The sequence below is a fragment of the Bacillus paralicheniformis genome (genome assembly GCF_001042485.2).
GTDB classification, from domain to species: domain Bacteria; phylum Bacillota; class Bacilli; order Bacillales; family Bacillaceae; genus Bacillus; species Bacillus paralicheniformis.
The window spans coordinates 395,936-408,822 of sequence record NZ_LBMN02000012.1 but is presented as its reverse complement, the minus strand read 5'-3'; the positions used below and the strand labels follow the sequence as shown (position 1 = coordinate 408,822).

The window sequence follows — 12,887 nt, the reverse complement described above, 5'->3', positions numbered from 1 at the left end:
AAAAAATGGAAAAATACATTTTGTCTCTTGATCAAGGCACCACAAGCACAAGGGCGATTGTTTTCAACAAAGCAGGCGAAATCGTCCATATTGCGCAAAAAGAATTTCAACAATATTTTCCAAACCCCGGCTGGGTTGAACATAATGCAAATGAAATCTGGGGCTCGGTTCTGTCGGTGATCGCTTCTGCGCTTTCAGAATCGGGGATCGAAGCCGGACAAATTGCCGGAATCGGGATCACAAACCAGCGGGAAACGACCGTGGTTTGGGATAAACATACCGGCAAACCGGTCTACAACGCGATTGTGTGGCAGTCCCGCCAATCGGCGGAAATATGCCAGGAATTGAGAGAGAAAGGCTATGAAGAGACGATCAGAGAAAAAACAGGTCTTTTAATTGATCCTTATTTCTCAGGCACGAAGGTGAAATGGATTTTGGATCATGTGGAAGGGGCACGGGAGAAAGCTGAAAACGGCGACCTTCTCTTCGGTACGATCGATTCTTGGCTCATCTGGAAAATGTCCGGCGGAAAAGCGCATGTGACAGATTATTCAAACGCCTCAAGAACATTGATGTTCAACATCTATGACCTAAAATGGGATGATGAACTTCTCGATATTCTCGGCGTGCCGAAATCGATGCTTCCGGAAGTCAAGCCTTCATCGCATGTATACGCTGAAACGGTCGATTATCATTTCTTCGGCAAAAACATTCCGATTGCAGGTGCAGCCGGCGACCAGCAGGCAGCATTGTTCGGGCAGGCTTGCTTTGAAGAGGGAATGGTTAAGAACACGTATGGAACAGGCTGCTTTATGCTGATGAACACCGGCGAAAAAGCGATCAAATCAGAGCACGGCCTGCTGACGACAATCGCCTGGGGCATCGACGGAAAGGTGGAATATGCGCTGGAAGGCAGCGTCTTCGTCGCAGGTTCCGCTATTCAATGGCTCCGTGATGGGCTGAGAATGTTTAAAGACGCCAAAGAAAGTGAAAAATACGCTGTAAGAGCAGAATCTGCCGATGGTGTTTATGTGGTCCCTGCATTTGTAGGTTTAGGCACGCCTTATTGGGACAGCGATGTCCGCGGCGCTGTATTCGGACTGACCCGGGGTACGACGAAAGAGCATTTTGTCAGAGCAACGCTTGAAGCGCTTGCCTATCAAACGAAAGACGTGCTTGACGCAATGAAGGAAGACTCCGGGATCTCGGTGAAAACGCTGAGAGTCGACGGCGGAGCTGTCAAAAACAACTTCCTGATGGATTTTCAGGGCGACATTTTGGATGTCCCTGTAGAACGTCCTGAAATCAATGAAACAACAGCGCTCGGTTCAGCCTATTTAGCGGGCCTTGCCGTCGGCTTCTGGAGCGATCGTTCCGAGATTAAAGACCAATGGCAGCTTGACAAACGTTTTGAACCGAAAATGGAAGAAAAAGAGCGTGAGAGTCTGTACAGCGGGTGGAAGAAAGCTGTAAATGCAGCTAGGGCTTTTAAATAAGCCGCATGTATGTTACAATCTAATTAAGTTAATAGAAACGGTTGGAGAAGAGGAGAGACCGCAGGCACCAAAGCAGTATCAGCGCTTTGGATGTTTGTGGTCTCTTTTTCTATTTTTTACCGTGACAACAAGGGAGGACATGAACATGGAATCATTATTTTCAAGCCGTAAACGGGACGATATTTTACAGAATATGACGAAGCAGAAGTATGACGTGTTTATTATCGGCGGAGGGATTACAGGTGCAGGGACGGCATTGGACGCCGCATCGCGCGGAATGAAAACGGCGCTTTGCGAAATGCAGGACTTTGCGGCCGGAACGTCAAGCCGCTCCACGAAACTCGTACACGGCGGACTTCGCTATTTAAAGCAATTTGAAGTGAAAATGGTAGCTGAGGTCGGCAAAGAGCGGGCGATCGTCTATGAAAACGGGCCGCATGTGACAACGCCCGAATGGATGCTGCTTCCGATGCATAAGGGAGGCACTTTCGGCAAATTCAGCACGTCAATCGGACTGAGGGTGTACGACTTTTTAGCAGGCGTCAAAAAAGCTGAGCGGAGGAGCATGCTGAATGCCGAAGAAACGCTTCAAAAAGAGCCGCTCGTGAAAAAGAACGGTCTGAAAGGCGGCGGCTATTATGTCGAATACCGGACGGATGACGCCAGGCTGACGATCGAAGTCATGAAAGAAGCGGTTAAATTCGGAGCCGAGGCTGTCAATTATGCGAAAGTAAGCGATTTTATTTATGAAAACGGCAAGGTCACCGGCGTGGTCATTGAAGACGTCTTCACGAAAAAAACATACCGCGTCCACGCGAAAAAAATCGTCAATGCCGCGGGTCCGTGGGTTGACCGTCTGCGGGAAAAAGACCATTCAAAAGAAGGCAAACACCTTCAGCATACAAAAGGCGTGCATCTTGTTTTTGATCAATCGGTCTTTCCTTTAAAACAAGCCGTTTATTTTGATACACCCGACGGCCGCATGGTGTTCGCGATTCCGAGAGACGGTAAGGCATATGTCGGCACAACGGACACCGTCTACAACGAGGATCTGGAACATCCTCGAATGACGACTGCAGACAGGGATTATGTCATTAATGCCATCAACTATATGTTCCCTGAACTGGGAATCAAGGCCGAGGATGTCGAATCAAGCTGGGCTGGGCTCAGACCGCTGATTCATGAAGAAGGAAAAGACCCATCCGAGATTTCCCGGAAAGATGAGATCTGGACTTCTGAATCCGGACTGATCACGATTGCCGGCGGAAAGCTGACCGGCTACAGAAAAATGGCTGAGCATATCGTTGATCTTGTCAGAGACCGATTAAAAGAAGAGGGCGGCAGAGACTTCGGTCCTTGCAGAACAAAAACGATGCCGATCTCAGGCGGCCATATCGGCGGCTCCAAAAATCTCGAGGATTTTATTCGAGCGAAAGCAGCCGAAGGGATCAAGGCTGGACTGTCCGAAGAGACGGCCAGACAGATCGCCGCACGATACGGTTCGAACGCAGACCGCCTGTTTGATCGTGTTCCATCCCTAAAAGATGAAGCAGCAGAACGCCGCATTCCTGTCCATGTACTGGCAGAAATGGATTACGGGATCGAGGAAGAAATGGCTGCCGTCCCGGCAGACTTCTTCGTGCGCAGAACGGGTGCGCTGTTCTTTGACATCAATTGGGTCCGCACTTACAAAGACAGCCTTACGGACTACATGAGCGAGAAGCTGAACTGGGATGGCGAAACGAAGGCCCGGCATGTCCAGGTCTTGGAAGGACTTCTTCACGACGCTGTTGTCCCGCTGGAAAGCAGATAATTGATCGGGTCAAATGACCTTGATGAAATTTCGTTAAAAATCAATCGAATGGCCTAACGTGAGGCTGTCTTGATCAGGCAGCCTCATTTTTGTCGTTCGGCATGCTAAATTTGGACAAAGCGGCTGTTTGTCGATATGATAAAAGAAAAGCTGCAATTATTTAGCTGGAATATTGGAGGTAATCATGAGCTGGAGAACGAGCTATGAACGCTGGAGAAACAGAGAAAACTTAGATTCCGAATTAAAATCGCTTCTTCTGGAAGCTGAAGGAAATGAAAAAGAATTAGAGGATTGCTTTTATAAAAAACTTGAGTTTGGTACAGCCGGCATGCGCGGAGAGATCGGACCCGGTCCGAACCGCATGAACGTTTATACGGTTCGCAAAGCATCGGCGGGCCTTGCCGCATACATAGGAGCGAACGGCGAAGAAGCAAAAAAGCGCGGCGTTGTGATCGCGTACGATTCCCGCCACAAATCGCCTGAATTCGCAATGGAAGCTGCTAAAACGCTCGCAGAAAACGGCGTTCAAACGTACGTGTTTGACGAACTGTGCCCGACACCTGAACTTTCCTTTGCGGTAAGAGAACTGAATGCGTTTGCAGGTATTGTCATCACGGCGAGCCATAACCCGCCTGAATACAACGGCTATAAAGTCTACGGAGAGGACGGCGCGCAGCTTCCGCCTGCTGATGCCGACAAACTCATCGGCTATGTCAATGCGATTGAAAACGAACTGGAGATCGAAGCCGGCGATGAAGCTGCTTTAACCGAAAAAGGGCTGATCAAAATAATCGGCGAGGAAATCGATCAAGCGTATCTTGATAAACTGACATCGATTTCTGTCAATCCTGATCTGGCAAAGGAAACTGAAGTCAAAGTCATTTTCACCCCGCTGCACGGCACGGCAAACAAATCCGTAAGACGCGGCTTGAAAGCTCTCGGATATGAACATGTCACAGTCGTCCCTGAACAGGAGCTGCCTGACCCTGACTTTTCGACCGTGTCTTCTCCTAATCCGGAAGAGCACGCCGCTTTTGAATATGCGATCAGGCTCGGAGAAGAAAAAGGAGCCGATATTCTGATCGGAACCGATCCCGACGCGGACCGCCTCGGCGTCGCTGTAAAGGATCAAGAAGGCCGCTACACGGTGCTGACAGGAAATCAAACCGGCGCGCTGCTTTTGCATTATCTGCTATCGCAAAAACAGCAGAAAGGCACGCTGCCTGATAACGGAGTCGTTCTGAAAACGATTGTGACGAGCGAAATGGGGCGCGACATCGCCGCTTCTTTCGGACTTGACACGATCGACACGCTGACCGGCTTTAAATTCATCGGAGAAAAAATCAAACAATTTGAAGCATCGGGCGAATACGCTTTCCAATTCGGTTATGAGGAAAGCTACGGCTACTTGATCGGCGATTTCGCAAGAGACAAGGATGCCGTCCAGGCCGCACTGCTCGCCGTTGAAGTATGCGCCTTCTATAAAAAGCAGGGAAAATCGCTGTATGACGGGCTCCTCGAATTGTATAAATCGTTCGGCTTCTATAGAGAAGGCTTGAAGTCCCTGACCTTAAAAGGAAAAGAGGGAGCGGAGCAAATCGCAGCCATCCTCAGCACATTCAGAGAACAGCCGCCTCTTTCCATCGCCGGAAAAGACGTTGTATCCGCAGAAGACTATTTGACAGGGAAGCGGACGCTGCTGAAGGAAAACAAAACAGAAACGATCGATCTGCCGACATCCAATGTTTTGAAATATTTCCTTGAAGACGGCTCATGGTTCTGCCTCCGTCCATCTGGCACAGAGCCTAAAGTGAAATTTTATTTCGCGGTCAAAGGCCGAACAAATGAAGACAGTGAAGCGCTTCTCCATCAATTGACAGATGAAGTGATGAAAAAAATCGATGATATTGTAAAAGCGACTTCAAATTGATAATTGCTGAAAACCCGCCTTGCTACACGGCGGGTTTTCAATTTTTATTGATAAGCGGCAATACATGATGTAATATATACTTAACAATAAGTCAGATATAAATTGCATCTTGAAAGGGGAAAATGGCTGACATGAAATGGATCAAAACCGGGGATGAATACGTAGAAAAGAAAATGACGCAATTTTTTAGCGAAGCCGGTACGATCGTCGCTGCTATATTATTTTTGGATGTGATCATCCGGGGCTTCATTTTAGGAAGACCGTCATCCGAATACATTATCAGCGCCATCGGTTTTGCAGTCTATGCAGGCTGGATATTGTTTCGCTATCTTTTGTCGGGGTTTGAATATCCGGAGATCGCAAGTCAAGCAGCGTACAGGAAAAAAAGAAAAGAAATCACAGCCCTCAGCCTCGCTTCCGGCCTCATATTTGCCATTTTAGCGCTTATCTTTACCGGCATACCGGAACATCTCGGCAGTTGGGTTGACTTTATTGTCATGGTGATGTTGTTTGTATTTATTCATTTTCTGATCAACTTTATCTCGTTGCGCAAATCCTTTCGGAAAAATCAAGATCTATTAGATGATTAAATGAAAACGGCGGGTGAGCATATGGTTAACCGGGTCAAACTCGCCCGGATCGAAAAGTCTTTGACACAAGCCCAGCTTGCCGAGCGGGTCAATGTGACAAGGCAGACGATCGGGCTGATCGAAAAAAATAAATACAATCCGACATTGCACCTTTGCATCGCGATTGCAAAGGCGCTGGATAAAACGCTTGATGAATTGTTTTGGGAAAAAGAAGCTTAACGATTCGCTTTGTCCCTTCTCGGTCAAAAGTCTTAGAAAAGTTCATCTCATGAGAGCGGCTTTTTTTTAGCAAATATCGATATAATAAAAGAAACTCCGGTTTAAGGGGATGAAGCTTTTGCGGGAAGACACGCAGTTTGAAAAATTGAAAACGCTCAAAGAAATAGCGGAAACGTTAAACGAAGGGAACTATCTAAAAGAAACGCTTCATGCTGTTTTAAAAAAGCTGCTCCGCTTAACAGGGCTCAAAACGGCGTGGCTGTTTCTGATCGATGAAAAGGGGAACTTTGAACTGGCCGCTTCGGTCCGCCTGCCCCAGGCGCTTTCTTACCGGCACAACCGTTTATTATGCGAAGGAAGCTGCTACTGTCTTGAACAATATAGGGACGAAAAGCTGGACAGGGCGAAAAATATCATCCATTGCCGGCGGATTACGACGGCTATGAAACAGAAAACTGGAGATCCGGAAGGTATCACACACCATGCAACCGTCCCGCTCAGCGACCAGAAGAAACGGTTCGGTTTACTGAACGTTGCGGCTCCGGGCAAAATTCATTTCAGCCGCGGAGAACTGGCGCTTCTCGAAGCTGTAGCTCTGCAAATCGGAATGGCGATCAAACGGATGCGGCTTGCTGAACAACAGCAAAAACACATGCTGCTGACCGAAAGAAACAGATTGGCTCAGGACTTGCATGATTCCGTCAATCAAATGCTTTTTTCGCTTAGCTTGACCGCTAAAGCGGCGGGTGAAATGACAGACCAGCCTGAGATCAGGGAAATGCTCGAGTTTATGCAACATCTTTCTCATGAAGCGCTGCTTGAGATGCGGGCGTTAATTTGGCAGCTCAGGCCCCAGGGCTTGGAAGAAGGGTTGGCGGCGGCACTTGAAAAATATGCGGAAGTGCTCGGCCTTCAGGTGATGTTCAAGCTCAGCGGTGTGCTCCGTCTACCGCCTTCTGTTGAGGAATTGATGTGGCGGCTGAGCCAGGAAGCTCTCAACAATTGCAAAAAGCATGCCGGTGCAAGCCGCATACAAGTGAAAATCGATGTATTCCAGTCGTCTGCCGTCTTGGAAATCGAAGATGACGGCAAAGGGTTTCAGTACGATCCTGACGCGGGGCTTCCGACGCTTGGGCTGAAAGGAATGAAGGAGCGGACGGAAAAAGCGGGCGGCACGTTTTTGATCAACTCCGCAATCGGTAAGGGGACGAAAATCCGGGCGGTTTTGCCTTTGAAGGAGAAGGGGGAGGCAGGATGGAACAGGTGAAAATCATCATTGCCGATGATCATCATATTGTCAGAAAAGGCCTCTTGTTTTTTTTCAAAACAAAAAGCGATTTTGACGTTGTCGGAGAGGCATCGACAGGAATCGAGGCGCTCGATGTCTTGCGAAAACGGGAAGCAGACATCGTATTAATGGATTTATCAATGCCTGAAATGGACGGAATTGAGGCGACTAAGCGAATAAAAAAAGAATATCCGTCTGTCAAAATCATAGCGCTGACAAGCTATGCGGACGAAAGCTATGTGATTCCCGCCATCCAGGCGGGAGCCTCTGCCTATCAGCTGAAAGACGCCGAGCCTGATGAACTTGTCGAGACGATACGCGCTGTTTATGGAGGGAAATACTCCTTGGATCCAAGCATCATGTCCCACGTCTTTCACCATGTGTCACAGGCTGATGAGAAAGAAAAAATACATCAATTGACAAATAGAGAAAAAGATGTTTTATTGGAAATTACAAAAGGGAAAAGCAACAAGGAAATTGCCACATCTTTATTTATCAGCGAAAAAACAGTGAAAACCCATGTATCCAATCTGCTGTCAAAGCTAGGCTTATCCGATCGCACGCAAGCCGCGCTCTTTGCAGTAAAACACGGACTACAACAAAATGACGGGAGATGAGCAAATGAAAATAACCGTAATCAGCGGAACCGCGAGAAAACAAGGCAGAACGCGGATCGCCGCTTCCTATATCGCCCGCACGTATCAGGCGGAGCTTATCGATTTAAGCGAGTTCATCCTACCGATTTTCAACGGAGATGAAGAGCAGAGCTCGCTGGAAAATGTCCAAAAACTGAAAGCTTCGGTCAAAGAAGCAGATGCTGTCGTTTTATTATCTCCCGAATACCACAGCGGTATGAGCGGCGCTTTGAAAAATGCGCTCGATTTTTTAAGCAATGAACAGTTCTCGGGCAAACCGGTGGCGCTTTTTGCTTGTGCAGGAGGCGGCAAAGGCGGGATGAACGCGCTCGCCAATATGCGCATTGTCGCGCGCGGCGTTTATGCGAACGTCATCACAAAGCAGCTTGTGCTCGATCCGATTCATATTGATGAGGAACACCAAACGGTTACTGAAGCAGCCAAAGCCAATATCAAAAATGTAATGGAAGAGCTTCTGCTCTTTGCCGAATTTCAAAAAGCCTGACGCCGATTAGAGCGCCAGGCTTATTTTACGTAAAAACAAGCACGCCGTTTTCGTGTTCGTGTCCCGAAAATGAGGCGTGATCAATGTACTGCAGCAGATCATAAAGCCTTTTCTCAACAATGGCGTCATCTCTTTCAAAATTGTAGGCGTGTAAAAAATGTTCGATCCGCTTTGATAATAAATCGTCTTCTGTCCGCACCATCAGGATCAGCAGGTTGTCCCACTGCGAGCGGTGCGTATAGTACAAAGCTTTGTCATAATCAGCGTAATTCAATTTCGCCACTCTCCCTTCTTTCTGAGGAGTCATGATTATTTTATGTGGCGGGTTGTTTTTTTCTCCGGGCAAAACTTGGTCTCCTTTGTTTGGCGGCCTAGAAATATGAGGATGGTATACGCTAGACCGCGAAAAATGTCTGCATGACATTCGCCATTTCCGGTCAAGCTAACGTATGTACAATACATGCGGAGCGAATGGAAATGAAAAAACGATATTGCACGTACTTTTTTTGCATACTAACGCTTTTATCATTCCCGGCGAAAAGCCACTTTCAAGCAGGTGTTTCCGATGCGCCTGAACGGTGGGAGAGAATCGCCTGGAGCGCGCTTGAAGAAAAATACGAAGGCGCAAAGTTCGAGGATTATGAATATTTAGGGCGCACACAAGTCAATGATGAAGAGACAAAAGATGTCTTCAGGGTAACCGTCAATCAGGAAGGCAAATCATTTTCGGCGCACGCCGAGGTGTATTTTCACCCGGTGACCAATGCGATCATCAATGTGAATATTTTTACCTTATAGCAAAAAAAAAACGAAGGAAGCGGCTTCCTTCGTTAACTCAATAATTTACGTATATGGTCCTGATTAATGATAATATCCTGCAGAGTGTATTGATCCAATACGTCCAAATAGGCGGAAAGGGCTTTGTTTAAAACATGCTTTAATCCGCAGATCGGAGAAAGTATACAATGGTTTTTTTCACCGTTAAAACACTCGACAAGGTTAAAATCATCTTCTGTATGTCTTATGACTTCACCGATATTAATCAGTTCAGGCGCTTTTCCGAGACGAATCCCGCCGTTGCGGCCCCGAATCGTTTCAACGTAGCCAAGCTTGCCAAGCTCGTAAATCACCTTCATAAGGTGGTTTTTTGAAATGGAATAAGAATCGGCGATGTCTTTAATATTGACAAGCTCGTTTGAGTTTTTGGTTGCTAGAAAAATCAGTACCCTCAATGAGTAATCCGTATAATTTGTTAATTTCATCGCATGACCTCAATCAAACAAGTTTCCATTATCTTATCACATTTGCCTTCGGTTATGAGGGTGGAGCGGAAATTGTTACAAAAATATAAAACATTCCTTGAAAATATTGCTTTAATTCCATTAAAAGTCTAGTATAAAGATGTATCTTAAATACATCTTTAATCAAAAGTAACAGTCCCATTTAAAAAAGATCTTATTGCACCTTTAAAGATGTATTTCAAATACATTTTTAAAGTGACTGGAGAGGAGAAAGCGTTATGCTATCTGAAAAAACCATGCAAATTGTCAAATCGACCGCCCCTGTTTTAAAAGAAAAGGGAACAGAGATCACCACTTGTTTTTACAAGCGGATGTTTAATGCGCACCCTGAATTGAAAAATATCTTCAACATGTCCCGCCAGCAAACCGGCGGACAGCCGAAAGCTTTGGCTTTTACTGTTTTGCAGGCGGCTGAGAACATCGACCGGCTCGGAGACCTGCTGCCGGTTGTCAAACAAATCGGACATAAACACAAAAGTTTGCATGTGAAACCAGAGCACTATCCTATTGTCGGTCAGCACCTATTGGAAGCCATTGAAATCGTGCTCGGCGAAGCTGCGACAGAGGACATTCTCCAGGCATGGGCAGAAGCCTATGAAGAGATCGCCCGCGTATTTATTGAAGTCGAAAAACAAATGTATGAAGAAGACAAAAAGCAGGATGGAAACTGGGAAGGATTTAAACCGTTTGTCATCATGGATAAGCGGGTCGAATCCGCTACGATTACTTCCTTTTATTTGAAGCCTGCCGATGGAACGGATTTGCCCGCTTTCAGTCCCGGACAGTACGTATCTGTCCGCATTTAAATTCCCGGCGAACCATATTTCTTAACAAGGCAGTACAGCTTGTCAGATGCCTGGAATAAAGACTACTACCGCATTTCAGTCAAACTGGAAGCGGAGGAAGGGCAACCGGTCGGAAGGGTATCAAGCTATCTGCATGAGAACATGGAAATCGGGGGCAGCTTGGAAGTGAGCGCTCCGGCCGGAGACTTCACCCTTTCCGAAGGAACGGATCGTCCGGTTTACTTCATCAGCGCCGGATCAGGCATCACGCCTGTCATGAGCATGGTGCAAACATTGGCTCAAAAAGAAAGCAGCCGCGAGATCACATTCGTGCACGCTGCAAAATCTGAACAGCATCACGCTTTCAAGGAAGAAACGGAAAAGCTGCTCGGCGCCAATTCGGCGAACCGTCTCCTGTTTGTCTACAGCAGGGATGCTGAAGCGACGGAAGATCATACTGTAAAAGGCCGGGTGAATGAAGAGCTTTTGAAATCGATCGTGAAAGATCCAAATGGCGAATTTTATGTATGCGGCCCGCTTTCATTTATGAAAAGCGTGATTGAAGGATTGCAAAATCTGGGCGTTTCGATGGAAAACATCCGCTATGAGAGCTTTGCTTCATCCCTTGACATGCAAATAGCGAACTGACCAAAGAGGCAGCTGTCAAACCGACAGCTGCCTTTCATCTTTTCAAAACCCGGCTCATACAATAAAGAGAAGTCCAACCGGGGGGGATTTGAGTATTGAGCATACGGGAGCAAAAAGAGCTGCAGCGGGCGATAGCAGAAATTACGGAGATCGCGGAAGGATTCGGCCTGGATTTTTATCCGATGAGATATGAAATTTGTCCGGCTGAAATCATTTATACATTCGGCGCATACGGGATGCCGACAAGATACAGCCACTGGAGTTTCGGCAAGCAATTTCACAAAATGAAGCTTCACTATGACTTTGGCTTGAGCAAAATATATGAGCTTGTCATTAATTCAAATCCGTGTTACGCGTTTTTGCTGGACAGCAATTCATTGATTCAAAATAAGCTGATTGTCGCACACGTCCTGGCTCATTGTGATTTCTTTAAAAATAACTGTCGTTTTCAAAATACGAAGCGCGATATGGTTGAAAGCATGTCGGCGACAGCAGAGCGGATTAAACATTATGAGACGGTCCACGGTTCAAAAGAAGTCGAAGCATTTCTCGATGCGGTGCTGGCGATTGAAGAACACATTGACCCTTCGCTCGTAAGGCCGAAGCTGTCGTGGAGCATAGATGACGAAGAGGAAGAAGAAACAGACGCGCCGCCCACTCTTTATGACGACCTCTGGGAACTGGATCACAAAGGATCGAAAGAGAAGAAGAAAAGGACGAAAAAAAAGTTTCCGCCGAAGCCGGAAAAAGACATTCTGCTGTTCATTGAAGAACATTCGCGGGAGCTGGAACCTTGGCAGCGCGACATCTTAACGATGATGAGAGAGGAAATGCTGTATTTCTGGCCGCAGCTTGAAACGAAAATCATGAATGAAGGATGGGCGTCCTATTGGCATCAGCGAATCATCCGCGAGCTTGAGCTGACATCAAGTGAAGCGATCGAATTCGCCAAGCTCAACGCGGGAGTGGTTCAGCCGTCCAAAACGGGCATCAATCCTTATTATCTCGGATTGAAAATATTTGAGGACATAGAGGAGCGCTACAACAACCCGACAGAAGATATGAAGAAGATGGGTGTAAAGCCGAACTCGGGGAGAGAAAAAATATTTGAAGTCAGGGAGATCGAATCAGACATTTCATTTATCAGAAACTATTTAACGAAAGATCTCGTGATGCGGGAAGATCTCTACTTGTTTCAAAAACAGGGAAGGGATTATAAAATCGTTGACAAGGATTGGGAGGCTGTGCGCGATCAGCTTGTCAGCATGAGAGTCAACGGAGGATTTCCTTATTTGACAGTTGAGGACGGAGATTACTTAAAGAACAATGAATTATACATTAAGCATTGGTATGAAGGGATCGAACTCGATTTAAAGTATCTTGAAAAAGTTCTGCCTTACCTTCACCAGCTATGGGGAAGAAGCGTGCATGTCGAAACCGTGCTCGAAGATAAGCCCGTCATGTTTTCCTATGATGGAAAGGCTGTCCATCGCAGATATTTATAAAAAGTTTCAGGCTGCATTCGGGCAGCCTTTTTTATTTTAAAGCGCAACGACGACCGTCACTATGCCAAATAAAAGAATGTTTGTCCAGTTTTATAAGTTAATCATAAAAATGTAAAATAAAGGATTTAATACTCTTTCTAAAATTGTAATTTTGGCTCCCGGAAAGTGCGAA

At 46.5% G+C, this 12,887-nt stretch carries 12 protein-coding genes and 1 pseudogene; 11 read left to right on the top strand and 2 right to left on the bottom strand.

Annotated features, from left to right (window positions below; genetic code table 11):
- The first annotated feature begins 5 nt into the window (after positions 1-5).
- The 8 genes from glpK (at position 6) to ACH97_RS11115 (ending at position 8,476) form a co-directional block, all read left to right on the top strand.
- Positions 6-1,496, top strand: a complete 1,491-nt coding sequence (gene glpK / locus ACH97_RS11150) for a glycerol kinase GlpK (RefSeq protein ID WP_023856504.1) — start codon at positions 6-8, stop codon at positions 1,494-1,496.
- Between the two features lie 145 nt (positions 1,497-1,641).
- Positions 1,642-3,309, top strand: a complete 1,668-nt coding sequence (glpD, locus tag ACH97_RS11145) for a glycerol-3-phosphate dehydrogenase (protein WP_023856505.1) — start codon at positions 1,642-1,644, stop codon at positions 3,307-3,309.
- Positions 3,310-3,493: 184 nt separating this feature from the next.
- Positions 3,494-5,239, top strand: coding sequence for a phospho-sugar mutase (locus tag ACH97_RS11140; RefSeq protein WP_020450712.1), 1,746 nt, complete (start codon positions 3,494-3,496; stop codon positions 5,237-5,239).
- Between the two features lie 131 nt (positions 5,240-5,370).
- A complete protein-coding gene (locus tag ACH97_RS11135) occupies positions 5,371-5,829 on the top strand; it encodes a DUF6773 family protein (protein ID WP_020450713.1) in 459 nt (152 codons plus the stop codon).
- A 21-nt stretch (positions 5,830-5,850) separates the two neighbouring features.
- Complete coding sequence (locus tag ACH97_RS11130; protein ID WP_020450714.1) at positions 5,851-6,048, top strand: helix-turn-helix transcriptional regulator; 198 nt, start codon at positions 5,851-5,853, stop codon at positions 6,046-6,048.
- Between the two features lie 118 nt (positions 6,049-6,166).
- Positions 6,167-7,315: a GAF domain-containing sensor histidine kinase gene (locus tag ACH97_RS11125; protein ID WP_020450715.1), complete on the top strand. Its 1,149-nt coding sequence runs from the start codon at positions 6,167-6,169 to the stop codon at positions 7,313-7,315.
- The gene (locus tag ACH97_RS11120) at positions 7,303-7,953 is read left to right on the top strand and encodes a response regulator transcription factor (RefSeq protein ID WP_020450716.1); all 651 of its coding nucleotides are present in this window, start codon (positions 7,303-7,305) and stop codon (positions 7,951-7,953) included. The genes ACH97_RS11125 and ACH97_RS11120 overlap by 13 nt, the downstream gene beginning before the upstream one ends.
- 4 nt (positions 7,954-7,957) lie before the next feature.
- Positions 7,958-8,476, top strand: a complete 519-nt coding sequence (locus tag ACH97_RS11115; protein WP_020450717.1) for an NADPH-dependent FMN reductase — start codon at positions 7,958-7,960, stop codon at positions 8,474-8,476.
- Between the two features lie 25 nt (positions 8,477-8,501).
- On the opposite strand, the gene ACH97_RS11110 is transcribed toward ACH97_RS11115, so the two are convergent.
- Positions 8,502-8,750, bottom strand: a complete 249-nt coding sequence (locus ACH97_RS11110) for a YhdB family protein (RefSeq protein WP_003180102.1) — start codon at positions 8,748-8,750, stop codon at positions 8,502-8,504.
- Positions 8,751-8,947: 197 nt separating this feature from the next.
- Between ACH97_RS11110 and ACH97_RS11105 the strand changes: the two genes are divergently transcribed.
- Positions 8,948-9,274, top strand: coding sequence for a YqzG/YhdC family protein (locus ACH97_RS11105; protein ID WP_373367313.1), 327 nt, complete (start codon positions 8,948-8,950; stop codon positions 9,272-9,274).
- A gap of 32 nt (positions 9,275-9,306) precedes the next feature.
- Here ACH97_RS11105 and nsrR read toward each other — a convergent pair whose 3' ends face one another.
- The gene (gene nsrR / locus ACH97_RS11100) at positions 9,307-9,738 is read right to left on the bottom strand and encodes a nitric oxide-sensing transcriptional repressor NsrR (protein WP_020450720.1); all 432 of its coding nucleotides are present in this window, start codon (positions 9,736-9,738) and stop codon (positions 9,307-9,309) included.
- Positions 9,739-9,995: 257 nt separating this feature from the next.
- On the opposite strand from nsrR, the pseudogene hmpA reads away from it, so the two are divergent.
- Together hmpA and ACH97_RS11090 are read left to right on the top strand one after the other, a co-directional pair.
- Positions 9,996-11,210: pseudogene (gene hmpA, locus ACH97_RS11095) on the top strand (NO-inducible flavohemoprotein).
- Between the two features lie 95 nt (positions 11,211-11,305).
- Positions 11,306-12,715 carry a SpoVR family protein gene (locus ACH97_RS11090; RefSeq protein WP_020450722.1) on the top strand — a complete coding sequence of 470 codons (1,410 nt, stop codon included), beginning with the start codon at positions 11,306-11,308 and terminating at the stop codon, positions 12,713-12,715.
- Positions 12,716-12,887: the final 172 nt, after the last annotated feature.